The organism is Actinopolyspora alba, assembly GCF_900112765.1.
In the GTDB taxonomy this organism is placed as follows: domain Bacteria; phylum Actinomycetota; class Actinomycetes; order Mycobacteriales; family Pseudonocardiaceae; genus Actinopolyspora; species Actinopolyspora alba.
The window spans coordinates 174,119-189,925 of the sequence record NZ_FOMZ01000005.1; the positions used below are offsets into that span (position 1 = coordinate 174,119).

The following is a 15,807-nucleotide window of genomic DNA, read 5'->3' on the forward strand; positions in this document are numbered from 1 at the left end:
AGAGGTTCCGCAACAGCACCACCCACGACCACCGGGCCGAGGAGTCCATGATTCGGGGTTACGCAGCGCGGGTGTCCCCGGTGCGTGAGTCGGATGCATCGCGAGGCCGGGCCGCTCGCCGCGTAGGTCGCTACTCAAGAGCCGGCCCAACGCTCCCAAGACGCCGACTCACGTGCCGGCTACCCGACCACGCGAACAGAGCCCGCTACTCGACCTCAGGTTTGCGGGCGTGATGGAGGGCTACGATCCCACCGGTGAGATCCCGCCAGGCCACCTCGGACCAGCCGGAACGGGCGATCGTAGCGGCGAGCTCCCGCTGATCGGGCCAGGCGAGGATGGACTCGGCCAGATAGACGTAGGCGTCCGGATTGCTGGCGACGGTCCGTGCGACCGGCGGAACCGCGCGCAACGCGAGGTTGCGGTAGGCGGCGCGCAACGACCTGTTGGTGGGAGTGGAGAACTCGCAGATCACCAACCTGCCACCGGGCCGGACCACGCGGGCCATCTCCCGCAGCCCGGCCTCGGTGTCGGCCAGGTTCCGCAGTCCGAACAACATGGCGACTCCGTCGAAGGCACCATCGGCGAACGGGAGCCGCAGCGCGTCGGCGGCCACCATCGACAACTCCCGGTGCTCCCCGGCCGCGAGCATCCCCAGTGAGAAGTCGGCGGCCACGCAGTACGCACCACCGCGGGAGAACTCGGCGGTGGAGACTCCGGTTCCGGCGGCCAGATCCAGGATCCGCTCCTCGGGTGCGGGCGCGAGCGCCCGGCGGGTGGCGTCCCGCCAGTGGCGGTCGAGCCCGAAGGAGAGCACCGTGTTGGTGCGGTCGTAGCCACGGGCGACGCCGTCGAACATCGCCGCTACCGCACGGGGATTCCTGTCCAGGCCGGCTCGAGACACACCCGCAGCCTACTAGTAGGAGTTCGGCGACTCGGCCTCCGCAGGTGGTGGTTCGGCGGAACCTTCGGCACGGCTCTCGCCTCGGGGTGCCCCCGACATCGGGTGGCGACCTACACAACGTCGGGGCAGTCCTCGCGAGAGCCGCACCGGAGAGCCCGGGGCGGTGCCGATCGCGAGGGCGTTGGGAGCCCGGCACCGTGCCACCCAGCGGCGCGGCGATTTCGCGAGAAATTGACGGCAGCCGGGCGGCGTGGTGGTGACCGCGCTCCGGTGTGGTTCCGGCGATCCGATCCGGTGCCGCCGCACCGGGGGCCCGGCGATTTCGCGAGAAATTGACGCCGCTGCCCCCGAAAGCGGTACCGCGTCCCGGGCCGAGCGATTAGAATCCCTCTCGTCCGATCGGGCGTGGCACGCACTGCGTGTGGGCCAGTCGGCCCGGACCACTCCGCACCGCTCCGTACGCCGCACGGGATTCTTGACCGGAGCATCGCCGCGCGTCCACACGCAATTGGCCTGCCGGTTACCCATAGCGACCACAATGGTGCGGTATGAGTGTTTCGCCTCCCCCGAAGACCGGCCGTGCGGAACAGGCCCTGATCTCACGCGCGTTGGAGACCGCGGGGCGGCTGGCCAACGAAGCGGCCGATGTCATCACGGCAACGGCGGGACACGACACACCACCGTCGGAGCCGGACTCCCCCTTCGACTGGGTCACCGATGTGGGACGCACCCTGGAACGCCACACCCGGAGAATCCTGGCGGAGCACTTTCCGGGAATACCGGTGTACGGCGAGGAGTTCGACGCGGCCGCGTTGGGCGAGGGACAGGGTGGTTTCCGCTGGGTGGTCGACCCGGTGGACGGCACCGCGAACTACGTCGCCGGGGTGCCCTGGTGTGCCTACAGCCTGGCGATGCTCGACGCACAGGGCCCCGTGGTCGGTGTGGTGGCCGATCCCTACCGGGCGCAGATATACGCGGCCGCTCGCGACCGGGGGATGCGGGCGAACGGGAAACCGGTGCGGTTGACGGAATCGCGCTCCCCCAGGGCGAGCATCGTCTGCACCGAGTTCACCAGGTGCGGCCCCTGGCGAGGCATGGACAGGTTCATAGCCAACGCCGCTGCCGATCACGTGGGGGTTCGGGTTCTCGGCTCACCCGCGCTGGCGATCACGCAGGTGGCGCTCGGGCAGGCGGTGGCCGCCGTGCTTCCCTCCTACGGGGAGTGGGACGTGGCGGGAGCGCTGGCCCTGGCCGTGGAGTCCGGGGCCAACGTGCTGGACAGCTACGGAAGGCCCGCCTCGCTGCCGCACGACGGTCTCCTGGTGGCCGCTCCCGGGGTCACCGAGACCGCGTTCGGGTGGTGGTGGTACGCATCGGAAGCGGACTGACCAACAGTCCACCGTTCAGGCCCGCGCCCTCACCAGCGAGGTCGTCTCGGGCGTTCCACCCGAACCGACCCTGCCCTCCAGGATCGCCGACATCGCGGGTAAGAGGGGGAAGCGCTCTCGCAACGCGGCGATTCGCCGCTGTGCGTGCTCCTGGTCGGCCCCCGCGGCCAACTCGGCGACCACACCTGCCAACTGGTCTCCCAGCTCGGTGAACCGCGAGACCGCCATCACGACGCCTTCCTGAATCCTGCGGAGCGCGACGCGCCGTGTCGAATCGGCGGTGGCGACCGCGGAGTCACCGGCATCGAGCTCACGGGCGAGCTGCACCAGCGTTCGTACCGTGGGCAGCTCGGCGTCCATGCGGTAAACGACCTGCCGCAACCCGCGACGCACCGGTAGCGAGGAGACCGTGTCCGCGGCTCGAACCGCCCGGTGCACGGCCTGCTCGCACCGGTTGAGTTCGCACAGCCACGCGTCGCGGTGCTCGGTCAGCGCGTGTTCGAGCCCGACACGGGCGTCGGTGCTGGTTCCCGGCGTGGTCTTCGGCGGCTCTTCGGGGACCGGAGGCGCGCTCGTCGAACGTCGAGCCAACACCCCCAGGAGCACACCGAGCACGCCGGCGGCCAACGCCACGATCAGGTGCGTCCAGAATCCGCCCATTTCCCGCGGTGCCCTTCGCTCGAACTCCCCCTGGCCGTGTACCGGGGTTCCTCCTGACCGGAACGGGTGAAAAGCTCCGCTCCACGAGGACTCCCGAGGCGCGCACTACGCCACTCGAAGAGTGTGCCCGGAGAGCGGTCCGGTTCGCTTGGGGGAAAGTACTCAAATACCGACCGGCGGAGTCCCCCAAGGGTTCTCGGATTCCCGATGGGCTCTCGGGTTCCGGACGGCCGCTCAGGCCTCGACCGTCTCGTACTGCCGCATCTCGGCGAGCAGGAACTCCAGCGCGGTGGTGTGCACACCGGTACGCCCCAGCGGCTCCACGTCGTCGTGGAAGACCCGCGCGTCGGGCGGTTCCAGTCGCGCCACCGAGAGCACTTCGTCGAGCAACGCCGCCACTTCGGTGCGCAACCCGGCCGGATCCACCGCGAAGCCGAGGTCGGCCAGCCTGCGCTCCACGGGGTGTGGGACGAACAGTTCGCCGGTCATCGGCCAGACCCGGGCCAGGCCGGTGCTCATCCGCTCCCGCGACGCGGAAGTGCCGTCGCCGAGGCGAATAACCCACTGCGCGGCGTGATCGCGATGTCCGCGCACTTCCGGCAGCGCCACCCGCGCCAGCTCCGAGAGCACCGGGTCACGGCTGGCGACGAGCTTGCCGAACAGGGCGGTTCGCCAGGCCGCGCAGACCATCAGCCTGGCGATGGAGACGGCGAAGTCCCCACCCGCTCCGGGGCCGCAATCGAGCTCGACGAGCCGGACGTTGCGGAACTCCTCCACACCTCGTTCGTGTGCGAGCAGGTTCTCGTCGCGCCCGCTGTCCTCCACGGTCGCGGCGCGATGCAACAGCTCCCTGGCGTGGCCGAGCAACTCCAGCAGTATGCCGACCTGAACACAGTCCTCCTCCAGGTCGGGGGAGTGCTGGCACCAACCGATCTGACGTCGTGCCAGCACGAGAGCGTCGTCGCCGAGCATCATGCAGTAGACCGAGAGATCGGCCGCGGAAACATCGTCCGGAACGCCGCGATCCGTCGACGTCAGTGGGGTGCCCGCGGCCCGCACGGTCCAACGCTGCCGCTCACCGAGGGGATTCGAAATGTCTTCGGGCGCGGCGGTGCCCCCGCCTTCACGAGCTCCCCGCCGGTAGGGGAACCACCTCGGTGCGTCGCCGATTCCGGAAGTAACCATGGCCGCCCCCGTTCCGACCCGGTCCGCTCGGCTCCGGTCCACTCAGCCCGAACCGCGGGATGCCACTCCGGCCGTCGGCACTGGTTCGGCTGTCAGCGCCGGGTCACACCGCCATTCTCCCACCGCAACGCGATACCCCCAATAGAGTGAAGAACAGTCGGGGCGCCTCAAGCGCGGACAGTGCGCCGCGTCAGCCAGTAAGCGGGCAGCACGATCGCCCACAGCACCGCCAGCGCGCTGCCGACGGGCAGCAGCGCCACCGACATGTTCCTGCCCGCCACGCGCACCAGATCCGGGTTCCCCTTGTCGAACTCGACGCTGACCAGCTGCCCCTCCTGCAACCCCACGGGGTAGAGCACGCCGTTCGGCGGGGTGTACACCCGACCACTGTCGGTGTTGAACCGGACCACGGTACGCAGGTATGACTTCTCCACGACCTCGGCCGAGGCGGTTCCCATGTCCTGCTCGATGCTGCGGTCGTCGATGTGGCAGGCCAGCAGCAACGCCAGCCCGAGGGCGGTGAAGAAACCACCCACCGCCAGCACCAGCGACGGCGCGAGGCGCCGGAACCCGCGTGGAAACCACCGCGTTCCCGAACGGTTGTCGGCGCTGTTCGGTTCCGCGGTGCCGACCGTCCGCTCCGATTGCGTCTCGCCAGTCACGACCAGTGATTGTAGTGCGCCCGGCGAACCGGACCACGAGACGACCCGTTCGAAAACCCGGGGCGAGGTCCGCCCTCCCCGGCACGAGGACTTTCCCCGCGGAGCTCCCGCCCGCTCGTGCGGGTAATCGAAAACACTGTTCCGAGCAGGTCACCGGCTCGCCCGACCAGGCGGTTCCGCGACGCGCTCCGCGCGTCAGGACCGACTTCACGTACGCGCCACCCCGTTTCGCGTCGCGACGTACGGCGCGCGCTTCCCGTGACGGCCGACACCTCCGAGGTGGCGGCGGGCACGCGCGAGGCGGGTGTCACCCGACAGAGTCGCAGGACACCTACCCTCGAAACGTGGAGCACTTCCAGCAGAATCTGACTGTCCGCACACGTAGGGTTCCGTCTCCAGAGGGACACTACGATCTTTTGGACCTGTTGCCCGAAGGGATATCACCCGATTCGGGGCCGCTTTGCTGGACGCGACACGGTGAAGGGTTGGTCGGCTGGGGAGAAGCACTGCGCATCGAGACGGAGGGCGGCGAGCGGTTCGTGGCGGCGGACGAGCGGTGGCAGCGGCTGGCGGCTCGGATGGAGGTCGACGACGAGGTGAAGCTGCCGGGGACGGGTCCGGTGGCCTTCGCCAGCATCGCCTTCGGCGACGACCCCGGCTCCTCGGTGCTGATAGTCCCCGAGGTCGTGCTGGGACAGCGCGGCGGGGTGCGTTGGATCACCACCATCGGTGAGCACGACCGGCGGCTTTCCCGTGTCACTCCCGCCCGGGCTCCCGGCACCATCCGCTACAGCGACGGCGAGTTCCCCACCACGCGTTACCGGCAGGCGGTGGCCGAGGCGGTACGCCGAATGCGCGGCTCGACCGAGTTGAGCAAGGTGGTGCTGGCGCACGATCTGCTGGCCACCACATCGGAACCACTGAACTCGCGCTACCTGCTGGGCAACCTGGGCAAGCGCTACCCCGGGTGCTGGACGTTCGCGGTGGACGGGCTGGTGGGAGCCACTCCGGAATTACTGCTGCAGCGCAACGGCAACGAGGTGAGTTCCCGGGTGCTCGCCGGGACGGCTTGGCCGCACGAGGGTCGCACCCAACGGCAGCTGATGTCGGAGCTGCTGGGCTCGGCCAAGAACCGCGGGGAGCACACTTACGCGGTGCGTTCGCTGGCGAACGGGCTGGAGCCGTTCTGCAAGGAGCTGGACGTGCCCACCACTCCCGAGGTGCTGCGACTGCGCAACGTGATGCACCTGGCTTCGGACGTCTCCGGACAACTGGACCCGATGCTCGCGCAGAGCGGCCACGCCGGACTGCTGCGGCTGGTGCAGTCGGTGCATCCCACGGCCGCGGTCGGGGGCACCCCGACCGCGAGCGCGATCGAACTGATCGACGAGCTGGAGGAGATGAACCGAGAGCGCTACGCGGGACCGGTCGGCTGGGTGGACGCCGACGGCAACGGGGAGTTCGGTATCGCACTGCGCTGTGCACGGATCACGTGGCACTCCGGCGAGGGGTCGCGGGCGCGGTTGTTCGCGGGCTGCGGCGTGGTCCCCGACTCCGATCCGGACACCGAGGTCACCGAGGCGGAGGCGAAACTTCTCCCCGTTCGGGAGGCGTTGGAAGGGGTACGTTGAGCGCGGCTGGTCGTCGACGCCGAGCTTCCTTCCGCGGGGTGTTCACTCGTGCTCGATCGGGTACGCGGCGCGTAGTTTCCGCAGCGCAGCGTCCACGTCGTCGGCGGCCGCACCGGGATCCGCCCGGTAGGCGATGATCAGCTTCTCCGTCACACGCTCGGGATCCTCGCCGTTGAGCAGATCGCGCAACACCCTGGCTCCGGTCGCGTTGAGCTGTCCGGACTCCTCGTCGTGCAACAACATCCTCTTCGGACCTCCACGAGCCCGCCCGACCGAAGACACGGCTCCGCGAATCCACAGCGGACCGACCCGGTCCTTTCACTCGAAGGCTAGCGGGGTCTCCGGGCACCGCAAAGCCGCCGCACCGGAATTCACGCGAAGGTACGACTCGCTTCGATGTCGCGGGGGTCGCGAAGAACCGTCCCCGCCCGCGCGGTGCGAGCGGGGACGGTGACGGAACCCGCGGGTTCAGCCGCGGTTGTGCATCCTGGCCAGCAACTCGTGCGTGTGATTCAGCTGCTCGACCGCCTTCGGTGCGGACGCTTCCGCGGTCCGCGCGGCGGCGGTTCGGGGAACCCCGGTCGCACTGCCCACCTGAGGTTTGCCCGTGCTGAACAACCACTCGTCGAAGAAGCCGTCCAGCCGCTGTCCGGAAACGCGCTCGGCGTGCTCGATGAACTCCGACACGGTGGCGTTGCCGCCCCGGTTCCGCTCGAACCAGGTCCGCACGGTGCGCAGCATCTTCGCGTCGCCGATCCGATTCCGCAGGGCGTGCAGCGTCATGGCCCCACGGTTGTAGACCGAGGCGTGGAAGAGGTCCTCCTTACCGGGATCACCCGGCGTGACCTGCCAGAACGGCGAATCGGCCGGATAGGAGGAGTAGTAGTGGTCGAACAGCTCCTGAGCCGTTCCGTTGCCCTCGTGCTCGGCCCACAGCCATTCGGCGTAACTCGCGAAGCCCTCGTTGAGCCAGATGCTCGACCAGTCCTCCAACGCCACCGAGTCACCGAACCACTGGTGCGCGAGCTCGTGGGTGACCACCGAGGTGTTGGAACCGATCCGGAAGAAGTTCGGGCTGTAAACGGGCCTGGTCTGGTTCTCCAGTGCGAAACCGAGTCCTTCGGCGGGCACCACACCGCCCTGGGTCTCGAACGGATACGGTCCGACGATTCCCGAGAGGAATTCCAGGATCTCGGGGGTGCGTTCCAGACTGGCCTCGGCGGGCCCCTTGATGTCACCGAGCCCGTCGGCGTAAGCGGTGATCATCGGCTGGTCGAAGGCGCCCTTCTTGCCGTGCACGTCGTACTGCCCGATGGCCAGGAACGCGAGGTAGGTGGCGCTGGGGCTGGGCATGCGCCAGTTCCAGCGGGTCCAGTCGCCCTGGCGGACACGAGCGGTCATCCTGCCGTTGGAGAGCACCTCGGTTCCGTTCGGCACGGCCACCGAGATGTCGAAGGACGCCTTGTCCGAGGGGTGGTCGCTGCCGGGGAACCACCACTCGGAGATCAGGGGCTGTCCGACCGCGACGGCACCGTTCTCGGTGCGCTTCCAGGGGGTCTGCCCGTTGACCTCCACCGTGGAGGGCTTGTCGGCATAGCTGACCACGAACGTGGCCAGGCTCCCCTCCGGCAGTGCTCGCTTCGGCGTGACCGTCACCTCGGTGGCACCCTGCCGCTCGACCCGCGCGGGGGCTCCGTTGACCCGCACGGACCGAATCTTCAGCGCGAAGTCCAGGTTGAACGAACTCAGGTCCTCGGTCGGCTCGGCCACGATGGTCGTGGTGCCGCGCAGCAGGTCGTTCTCCGGCTGGTAGCGCAGCCGGATGTCGTAGTGGGACACGTCGTAGCCGCCGTTGCCCGCCTCCGGGTAGTACGAATCGCCGACGCCGGGTGCGCCCGCGCCGCCGGTTCCCGCCAGGGCCGGGGCCGCGAGAACGGCCGTCGCGGCGCAGGTGGCGACAGCGGTGCGTAGCGCTCGTCTCCGCAACAAGTGACAACTCCTAACACGGTGCTCGATCCGGAACACAACCAGTGATCATACGCATGCGAAGCGGGACAGCACCGGATCAACGGGCACCGGCCGAACATCGAACCGTGGGGGCGGATCCTGTCGGACCCCGGAGGCTCGGACACACAATGCGGGCATGTCGAACAGCACACGGAGAACCGCCCCGAGCGTCCGTCCGATCGGGAACACCGCCCTGCTCGCGGCCGGAGTCGTCACCGCGATACAGCTGTCGGGCGGCAGTCCCGCCGCGGCAGGCCCTTACGTCGTGGCCCTGCTGCTCTGCGTGCTGGGAACGGGACTGCGGATCGAGTCGGCGATACGGGAACGCGCTCCGGAAACGAATCCGGATACGGCAACACGCCAGGACCACACGAGCGGGTGACATTCCTCGGGACACCGGGTGCGCGAGAAACCGTCACTCCTTGCCGGGCATGGCCGGTCCGATGTGGTCGTGATCGCGCAGGTGCTGCAGCAGGTCGAGCACGGCCTCGATGCTGGTTCCCGCGATCGGGCCGCGCCGGTGCGGGATCGGCACGTCGGTGTAGGTGGTGTAGGCGATCCATCCGGCCGGATCGACGTTGTACATGACGCTGCCGAGGTGGTCCCCGGCGACGTAGACCTCGTAGCCGACGGTGCCCCGCTCCTGGTCGACGATCGGCTCGTAGTGCTGGTCGGTGATCTCCTCGGCGGTGTACAGCCGGGGCATCGCTACTCCCGTGGTCGGATTCTGGCTGTCGGCGCCGCGCGTTCAGCGGCACGGCACCCCCGTGATCCGACAGTCTCGCACCGACACCGCTCCGACACGAGGGGTGTTCACCCGACCGCCCGGCGAATTCGATAAAACCGGACGCGTGGTCACCGAAACCCGCGATCATCTGATCGAACGAACCCGGCGGGACGTGGCAGCGGCCTGGAGCGCCGGAGAATCCGCCGTAGAAGAACCGCTGGCCGAACGCCGTACAGCCGCCGCTGTCGAGATCTCGGAGGCAGCGCATGTCTGGCCGTCGCGACCCGGTTGAACGTCCCGGCCGTCACCGCTGATCGGGCTTGGAAGGATCTGGATACCGGCGTGGAGGTCCGACTCGTTCGCTGACTTCGGCTCCGCTCAGCCGAGCACGGCGGACGCGACGGCTTCCGACAGCCGTTCCCGCAGTTCGCGCTGCCCGTCACGCGCGGTGCGGACCTCGACCACCCGCAACCCGGGCCGGTACCGCAGCGCATCACCGAGGTCGTCGATCCCGACCGACCGGTGCGGCACCCCGTGTGCCGCGCACAGCGCTGCCAGATCGGTGCCGTGCGGGGTGCCGAAGACCCGCTCGAACGTCTCGGCGTAGGCAGGGTCCCCCTGCTCCAGCAGCGAGAAGATCCCGCCGCCGTCGTCGTTGCACACCACGATCGTCAGGTCCGGGCGCTGTTCGTGCGGCCCCAGCAGCAAGCCGTTGGTGTCGTGCAGGAAGGTGAGATCGCCCAGCAGCGCGTAGGTGGGCTTCTCACGAGCCAGGGCCACGCCGAGCGCCGTGGAGACCGTGCCGTCGATGCCCGCCACGCCCCGATTGCGGTGCACCCGCACGTCGGGGCGCGCTCTGGCGGACAGCGCCACGTCACGTGCGGGGTTCGAGGATCCCACGACCAGCGTCGAGTCGGCCGGAATCTCGTCGAGCACTCGGGCGGCGACGACGAGGCCGTGCGAACCGGACTCGCGGTCGAGCGCGGCTGCCAGCTCCTCCCCCGCCTTCCGGTCGGCCGCCGACCACGCGTCCAGCCACGCCGGGTCGGGAGTCACCCCGGCTGGCTCCACCGAGTCGGCCAGCAGCGAGACGTCGTGCGCGGGCGCGGGCCAGGTGTCCGACCGCCCGTGCAGCAGGACCGTCTCCACCTCTCGGTCGGCCAGCAACCGCTGCACCTGCCGGAACACCGTCGGCCTGCCGACGCAGACGACCAGGTCGGGGCGGTTGGCGCGGACGAACTCGGCGAGTTCCAGCAGCCACATCCCGGTGGGCAGCAACGTCTCCCCACCGTGGCCCACGCCTCCGGTCTCGGCGAGAAGCGGCCAGCCGAGCCGTCTCGCCCAGTCGAGATCGTGCTCCCCGCCGTCCGCGGCGAGCAGCACCAGCCCGTACGGCGAGTCGGGCTGGTACCGGGCGGGTTCGCGCGGTGCCTCGGCGAACTCGGTCCAGGGGCGCCCGCCGGGGCGTCCCGCCAGGGATTCGCACCACTCCGGTCGGTCGGTGGCGAGCTCGCCGTCCGACTCGGTCGGGACGATCGCGGCCGGTTCGTCGGGCACGAGTGGTTCCCGGAACGGCAGGTTGAGGTGCACCGGCGCGGCCGGGCGAGCACCGCCGAGGGCCGCCCGCACCGCCCGGCAGGTCTGACCGCGCCAGTAGGCGTGCTGTCCGGGACGGTTCTCGGCGACCGCCAGTTCGTCGAACCACCGCACCGAGGTGCCGTAGAGCCCGTGCTGATCGATGGTCTGGTTGGCCCCGGCCGAGCGGAGTTCGGGAGGACGGTCGGCGGTGAGCACGAGCAGCGGCACCCCCGCGTGGCCCGCCTCGGTGACGGCTGGGTGCAGGTTCGTCGCGGCGGTACCGGAGGTGCAGACCACGGCCACCGGTTCCCCGCTCGCCGCGGCGATGCCGAGGGCGAGGTAGCCCGCGCTGCGCTCGTCGATCCGCACGTGCAGCGCGAGACGTCGTCGGTACGCGGCGCGGTGCAGCGCGAAGGCCAGCGCGGCGTTGCGCGACCCCGGGGACAGCACGGCGTGGCGCAGCCCGTTGCGCACCAGCTCGTCGACGAGCACCTCGGCCTGGGCCGTCGCGGGATTCAATGGATCACCCCGGTGTCCGGGAGAGCTGCGGTGGACTGCTCGTCACTCTACAGAACCTTCTCACCTCCGCTTTCGCAGGTTCGGCCGCTCGGGAACCCGGACAGCGGAGCACGGCGGACCTCGGTTGCGGCCGGCACGGCGCCGGGAGCGGGGACGGCGGAACCGCGGCCGGGCCGGGCGGACAATGGAGGCCATGAGCAGCGCCAGAGAACTCCGTACCCTGACGATTCCCCGGGATCCGGGCGAGCTGACGGCGGTGCTCGCGGAGCTGCGGAACGCGCTGGACGGGACCGGCCCGGCGTTGCTGCCGCTGGCGGCGGACGACCCCGCCGCCGAGGAAACGGCCCGTGCGCTCGGCGCCGGGGAGCCGCTGGCCGCTGTCGAGGACTCCGAGTCGGATCCCACCAGTCTGGTGATCGCGACCTCCGGCTCGACCGGCGCGCCCAAGGGGGTGCTGCTGCCCGCGTCCGCGCTTCGTGCCTCCGCCCGGTCCACCCACGATCGCCTCGGCGGCCCCGGCCAGTGGCTGCTGGCGATGCCCGCCCACCACATCGCGGGAATCCAGGTGCTGATCCGCTCGATCGTGGCGGGTCACACCCCGCGAGCCGTGGACGCTCGGGAAGGGTTCACCGCCGAGGTGTTCGCCGACGCGGCCGAGCCGCTGCTGGGAACCGAACACCGGCACTACACGGCGCTGGTGCCCACCCAGTTGGGGCGGCTGCTCGACGCGGCGAGCGATCCGCGCGGGCTCCGGGCGCTGCGTACCTTCGACGCGGTGCTGCTCGGCGGTGCGGCGGCTGCACCGGACCTGCTGGAGCGGGCGCGCGCGGCGGGGGTGAACGTGGTCACCACCTACGGCATGAGCGAGACGGCGGGCGGCTGCGTCTACGACGGCACCCCGCTGCCCGGTGTCGGGGTTCACATCGATTCCCCGGAGCCGGGGCGGATCAGCCTGTCCGGCCCGACACTGGCGCGTGGTTATCGCCACTCCCCCAGCAGCCACACCCCCGAGAGGGCCGCGTTCGAGGCGGGCTGGTTCCGCACCGGTGACGTCGGACAGTGGCGCGACGGGCACCTCGAAGTGCTGGGCAGGGCGGACGACATGATCGTCACCGGCGCCGTCAAGGTGGTGCCCGCGGTGGTGGAACGCGCGCTGACCGAGCACCCCGACGTCCGCGAGGCGTGCGTGCTCGGCGGTCCCGACCCGGAGTGGGGGCAGGCCGTGCTGGCGGCCGTGGTTCCCGAGCGCGGCGCACCCGACGAGCGGGAGCTGCGCAGGCGGGTACGACAGCGTCTCGGCGCGGCGGCGACCCCGAAGCGGTTCGTGGTGCTCGACGAACTGCCGCTGCGTGGTCCGGGCAAACCCGACAAGCGGGCGCTGCTGGAGCTGTTCGGCTGACCGTGCGCCCCTCGTGCGCGCCACGTCGCGCATCGTCACCGATCGGTGACCGAGATCAGGCGCGACACCCTGGGGCGATATCACGGATCACCGGTGCGCGAGGATTGCCGCATGGCCTCAGTCGCTGAATGGGTTGAAGGTGTTCGGGTCCGGACCTGGCCGAACGCCGTGGCTCCCGTGATCGCGGGTAGCGCCACCGCCGCCGGAGCAGCCGGATTCGACCTCCCGCTGGCGCTGTTGTCGCTGGTGGTGGCGCTGTCCCTGATCACGGGGGTCAACTTCGCCAACGACTACTCGGACGGCATCCGAGGCACCGACGAGGTGCGGACCGGGCCGCAGCGGCTCGTGGGATCCGGCTCGGCACGTCCGGGCAGTGTGCTGGGAGTGGCGCTGGGCTGCTTCGGCATCGCGGCGATCGCCGGGCTGGCCGTGCTCTACCTGAGCGGTCACTGGTGGCTGCTGTCGCTGGGGGCGGTCAGCATCGCGGGAGCCTGGTTCTACACCGGTGGCAAGCATCCCTACGGCTACGCGGGCTGGGGCGAGCTGGCGGTGTTCTGCTTCTTCGGTCCGGCCGCCGTGCTCGGGACGATGTACGTGCAGGCCGACAGCATCAACGGTTCGGGGATCGGCGCGGCCGTGGCGATGGGGGCGTTCTCCAGCGCGGTGCTGGTGGCCAACAACCTGCGGGACATCCCCACCGACCGACAGAGCGGCAAGCGCACGCTGGCGGTGCTGCTCGGCGACCGGGACACCCGGACGCTGTACGTGACCCTGGTGCTGGCGCCGTTCCTGATCACCACGCTGACCGGGCTGCGGATCACGCCCGCCCTGCTCGGCTACCTCGCGCTGGCGTTGGTGATATCGCCGATACGGCGGGTGACGCGCGGCGACACCGGGCTGAGCCTGCTTCCGGTGCTGCGCGACACCGGGCTGGCGATGCTGCTGTGGGCGGTGGCGACCGCGGTGGGGCTGACGATCGGTTGAGAGCCCCGGATGCCGGAAGGACCGGCATCCGGGGTCCTGAAAGTCGCGTTCCACTGCCGAACCGGGCACCCCGCTCGCCACCGAGAACGCGTCACCGCCGAACGCGCACCAACCCGTAGTGCCGGATCAGCGCGAGCACCAGCGGGATCGCGGCGATCGCGGCGGAACCGAACCACACCAGCCGCGAGGTCGCAAGCTTGTACATCGCCAGTGTGGCACCCGACCTGATGGTGACCTTCTCACCGCAGGTCACCGTGGCTGTGCCGGAGAACCACGGTTGGTACTGCCGGTAGGAGACGGCTGAGTCGTCGCGCGGGCTCCGGATGTCGCGCCGTTCGCCGCTGTCGGGAACGACCTCGCAACTGGCCCATCCGTTCTTCCTGAGGTTGTCGGTGAGCGCGATGGTCTTACCGCTCCAGCGGTACTCGTCCGCGTTCTCCTCGGTGACCCCGCGATCCGAGTGCACCGTGGTGGCGTTCAGCGTCGCGGCCCCGTAGAGCACCCCGAACCCGGCGACCACGAGTACGATCCAGCCGATCGCCAGGTACAGCACTGCTTTCCGTAACATCCGTCCTCACTCACCAGTTACCGCTCCGCAGGAACGAATCAGGCGGTTCCTCGTCGTCCTGTTCCGGGGAACGGTTCGGATCATTGGCGATGATCTCGGTGGCCTCGTGCCCCTCGTCCAGCATCTCCTTGACCTGCCGCATGGCAGGCACACCCGCCTCGAAAGCGCGCCGCACCCCCTCGTCCGCCATCGCCCGGCCGCTGGTCACTTGCTGCCAGCTCAACTCCCCCTCGTCGATGCGCCGCTGCAACTCGGCGATCCCGGCAGGCGCCTCGCCCCGCCGGACGAGCTGTTCGATCCGTTCGGTCTGCTCCTCGGAGAGCTCCGCTTCCGATAGTTCGCCGTTCATCTCCTCGGCACGCGCCGCGACGCGCTCCGCGTCGGCCACGGCTTCGTCGAGTGCGGCCTCCGCGTCGCGGATCTCCCGCGTTTTCCAGTCCTGCAAGTCCTCACCTCGGGTTCGCCGGTTTCGACGGGTTCGGTGGGGTCCGGCGTCACAGATTTCCCGCCATGCTCGTGCGGCGACCCGAACCGTGCTGCTCGCCGGACCGCTCCGGCGAATCGGTTCCGTGCTGTTGTCGCGCACCGGCCCGCTGCTCCGTACTGCCCTGTCGCACCGTGGTGTTTCCGTTCCCGCCCATGTCCGAGGTGGTCTGTCGCACGTCGGAGGCCCCACCGCGCACCTGCGTCGCGCCCTCGCTCACCTGGTTGATCCCGTCCGTCGCTCCGGACACGGCACCGGTGAGCTCACGTGTTCGGTCCAGCGCGACGTTGACGGCGTCACCGGTACCGCGCGGACCACCGCCACTGGCGACCTCCTGAATCCTGGCGAGTGAGGTTCCGGTGGATTTGACTCCCTCGATCACCTGCTTCACGCCCTGGTAGATCCGGATGATCGCCTGGATCATGTCCATGATCATGAACACGATGTCGACGCACTGGATCACGATGCGAACCGCGTTGGCCCAGCCCCCGACAGGTACCCAGGCCGTGCAAGCCGCCTGGATCAGCCGGTTCACGAGCTTGTCGATCAGCTCCAGGATCTTCGAGCAGAGCATCTTCGAGGTGTCGGCGGCCTTGGTGAAGGCCGTGCTCACCAGGTCGGCCGCCGCCGCGTCGGCCTCCAGCGCGACCGTCCAGCCACCGACCATCATGGACTCGAAAGCCGCGGCGGCGGCGCCGTCCCAGCTCTGCCGCAGATCGCTGACACCGTGATTGAGGTTGCGCCGCACCGCCCGCAGCGACTCGCCGATGTCGTTCCACGCCTTGGCGTTCTGCTCGATCTTGGCGAAGTCACCGGTGATGGGCGAGATCAACGACTCGACCAGGTTCTGCCCGGTAACCTGCTCGTAGATCCAGTTGACCCCCTGGACCTGCCAGCTCGCGTCCTGGATGGCCGATTTCAGGGTCTCCGAGTCCGCCTGCCCGGTGCGCTGTTCGAGCTTCGCGATCGGATCGTCCACATCGGCGAATGCCATTCGTCCCCCTCGTACGACTGCCCCGTAATGGCTCGCACCGGCCCCGGGAAATCTCCCGTGGTCGCTCCTTGCGGAGCCCGACGCGGTGGGGCCACCCGGCGCTGTCGATCTTTCTGACGC

Annotated in this window: 17 protein-coding genes; 6 read left to right on the forward strand and 11 right to left on the reverse strand. The window is 69.7% G+C overall.

The genetic code is table 11. The features are described from left to right. Positions 1-205 precede the first annotated feature (205 nt). Complete coding sequence (locus tag BM150_RS08925) at positions 206-901, reverse strand: demethylmenaquinone methyltransferase (RefSeq protein WP_092925976.1); 696 nt, start codon at positions 899-901, stop codon at positions 206-208. 548 nt (positions 902-1,449) lie between these two features. On the opposite strand from BM150_RS08925, the gene BM150_RS08930 reads away from it, so the two are divergent. After that, positions 1,450-2,289, forward strand: coding sequence for an inositol monophosphatase family protein (locus tag BM150_RS08930; RefSeq protein ID WP_092925978.1), 840 nt, complete (start codon positions 1,450-1,452; stop codon positions 2,287-2,289). A gap of 15 nt (positions 2,290-2,304) precedes the next feature. On the opposite strand, the gene BM150_RS08935 is transcribed toward BM150_RS08930, so the two are convergent. From BM150_RS08935 to BM150_RS08945, 3 genes are all read right to left on the reverse strand, one after another. Then, entirely contained in the window at positions 2,305-2,949 is a 645-nt protein-coding gene (locus tag BM150_RS08935) for a hypothetical protein (RefSeq protein WP_092925980.1), read from the reverse strand. A gap of 234 nt (positions 2,950-3,183) precedes the next feature. After that, the gene (paaC, locus tag BM150_RS08940; RefSeq protein ID WP_092925982.1) at positions 3,184-4,134 is read right to left on the reverse strand and encodes a 1,2-phenylacetyl-CoA epoxidase subunit PaaC; all 951 of its coding nucleotides are present in this window, start codon (positions 4,132-4,134) and stop codon (positions 3,184-3,186) included. A 167-nt stretch (positions 4,135-4,301) separates the two neighbouring features. Next, the gene (locus BM150_RS08945; RefSeq protein WP_245755375.1) at positions 4,302-4,796 is read right to left on the reverse strand and encodes a DUF3592 domain-containing protein; all 495 of its coding nucleotides are present in this window, start codon (positions 4,794-4,796) and stop codon (positions 4,302-4,304) included. A 485-nt stretch (positions 4,797-5,281) separates the two neighbouring features. On the opposite strand from BM150_RS08945, the gene BM150_RS08950 reads away from it, so the two are divergent. Further along, the gene (locus BM150_RS08950) at positions 5,282-6,427 is read left to right on the forward strand and encodes an isochorismate synthase (protein ID WP_245755376.1); all 1,146 of its coding nucleotides are present in this window, start codon (positions 5,282-5,284) and stop codon (positions 6,425-6,427) included. Positions 6,428-6,469: 42 nt separating this feature from the next. Here BM150_RS08950 and BM150_RS08955 read toward each other — a convergent pair whose 3' ends face one another. Both BM150_RS08955 and BM150_RS08960 read right to left on the reverse strand, forming a co-directional pair. Continuing rightward, positions 6,470-6,670, reverse strand: a complete 201-nt coding sequence (locus BM150_RS08955) for a PqqD family peptide modification chaperone (protein WP_092925986.1) — start codon at positions 6,668-6,670, stop codon at positions 6,470-6,472. Between the two features lie 225 nt (positions 6,671-6,895). After that, complete coding sequence (locus tag BM150_RS08960; RefSeq protein WP_092925988.1) at positions 6,896-8,416, reverse strand: M1 family metallopeptidase; 1,521 nt, start codon at positions 8,414-8,416, stop codon at positions 6,896-6,898. Between the two features lie 154 nt (positions 8,417-8,570). Here BM150_RS08960 and BM150_RS08965 point away from each other — a divergent pair, with 154 nt between their 5' ends. Further along, positions 8,571-8,816: a hypothetical protein gene (locus tag BM150_RS08965; protein WP_092925990.1), complete on the forward strand. Its 246-nt coding sequence runs from the start codon at positions 8,571-8,573 to the stop codon at positions 8,814-8,816. 33 nt (positions 8,817-8,849) lie between these two features. On the opposite strand, the gene BM150_RS08970 is transcribed toward BM150_RS08965, so the two are convergent. Further along, complete coding sequence (locus BM150_RS08970) at positions 8,850-9,140, reverse strand: hypothetical protein (RefSeq protein ID WP_092925992.1); 291 nt, start codon at positions 9,138-9,140, stop codon at positions 8,850-8,852. 145 nt (positions 9,141-9,285) lie between these two features. Between BM150_RS08970 and BM150_RS24080 the strand changes: the two genes are divergently transcribed. After that, entirely contained in the window at positions 9,286-9,453 is a 168-nt protein-coding gene (locus BM150_RS24080) for a hypothetical protein (RefSeq protein ID WP_175496742.1), read from the forward strand. A gap of 86 nt (positions 9,454-9,539) precedes the next feature. Here the strand turns inward: BM150_RS24080 and menD are convergent, their stop codons facing one another. Then, positions 9,540-11,258 carry a 2-succinyl-5-enolpyruvyl-6-hydroxy-3-cyclohexene-1-carboxylic-acid synthase gene (gene menD / locus BM150_RS08980; RefSeq protein WP_092925996.1) on the reverse strand — a complete coding sequence of 573 codons (1,719 nt, stop codon included), beginning with the start codon at positions 11,256-11,258 and terminating at the stop codon, positions 9,540-9,542. 193 nt (positions 11,259-11,451) lie between these two features. Here menD and menE point away from each other — a divergent pair, with 193 nt between their 5' ends. Both menE and BM150_RS08990 read left to right on the forward strand, forming a co-directional pair. Continuing rightward, positions 11,452-12,657, forward strand: a complete 1,206-nt coding sequence (menE, locus tag BM150_RS08985) for an o-succinylbenzoate--CoA ligase (RefSeq protein ID WP_092926283.1) — start codon at positions 11,452-11,454, stop codon at positions 12,655-12,657. A gap of 111 nt (positions 12,658-12,768) precedes the next feature. After that, the gene (locus BM150_RS08990; protein ID WP_092925998.1) at positions 12,769-13,641 is read left to right on the forward strand and encodes a 1,4-dihydroxy-2-naphthoate polyprenyltransferase; all 873 of its coding nucleotides are present in this window, start codon (positions 12,769-12,771) and stop codon (positions 13,639-13,641) included. Between the two features lie 91 nt (positions 13,642-13,732). On the opposite strand, the gene BM150_RS08995 is transcribed toward BM150_RS08990, so the two are convergent. Genes BM150_RS08995 through BM150_RS09005 form a run of 3 tightly spaced genes read right to left on the reverse strand, consistent with a single transcriptional unit; the run spans position 13,733 to position 15,687 of the window. Then, on the reverse strand, positions 13,733-14,209 hold the full coding sequence (locus BM150_RS08995; protein ID WP_139219488.1) for a hypothetical protein: 477 nt from the start codon (positions 14,207-14,209) through the stop codon (positions 13,733-13,735). A gap of 10 nt (positions 14,210-14,219) precedes the next feature. Then, a complete protein-coding gene (locus BM150_RS09000; protein WP_092926002.1) occupies positions 14,220-14,654 on the reverse strand; it encodes a hypothetical protein in 435 nt (144 codons plus the stop codon). Positions 14,655-14,703: 49 nt separating this feature from the next. Further along, positions 14,704-15,687, reverse strand: coding sequence for a WXG100 family type VII secretion target (locus tag BM150_RS09005; protein ID WP_092926004.1), 984 nt, complete (start codon positions 15,685-15,687; stop codon positions 14,704-14,706). Positions 15,688-15,807: the final 120 nt, after the last annotated feature.

Bases quoted from the DNA above. Each gene is read 5' to 3' on its own strand.
- BM150_RS08930 (WP_092925978.1), top strand. From the start codon at position 1,450: ATGAGTGTTTCGCCTCCCCCGAAGACCGGCCGTGCGGAACAGGCCCTG.
- menE (WP_092926283.1), top strand. From the start codon at position 11,452: ATGAGCAGCGCCAGAGAACTCCGTACCCTGACGATTCCCCGGGATCCG.
- BM150_RS08970 (WP_092925992.1), bottom strand. From the start codon at position 9,140: ATGCCCCGGCTGTACACCGCCGAGGAGATCACCGACCAGCACTACGAG.
- BM150_RS08935 (WP_092925980.1), bottom strand. From the start codon at position 2,949: ATGGGCGGATTCTGGACGCACCTGATCGTGGCGTTGGCCGCCGGCGTG.
- BM150_RS09005 (WP_092926004.1), bottom strand. From the start codon at position 15,687: ATGGCATTCGCCGATGTGGACGATCCGATCGCGAAGCTCGAACAGCGC.
- BM150_RS08955 (WP_092925986.1), bottom strand. From the start codon at position 6,670: ATGTTGTTGCACGACGAGGAGTCCGGACAGCTCAACGCGACCGGAGCC.
- BM150_RS08995 (WP_139219488.1), bottom strand. From the start codon at position 14,209: ATGTTACGGAAAGCAGTGCTGTACCTGGCGATCGGCTGGATCGTACTC.
- paaC (WP_092925982.1), bottom strand. From the start codon at position 4,134: ATGGTTACTTCCGGAATCGGCGACGCACCGAGGTGGTTCCCCTACCGG.
- BM150_RS08965 (WP_092925990.1), top strand. From the start codon at position 8,571: ATGTCGAACAGCACACGGAGAACCGCCCCGAGCGTCCGTCCGATCGGG.
- BM150_RS08990 (WP_092925998.1), top strand. From the start codon at position 12,769: ATGGCCTCAGTCGCTGAATGGGTTGAAGGTGTTCGGGTCCGGACCTGG.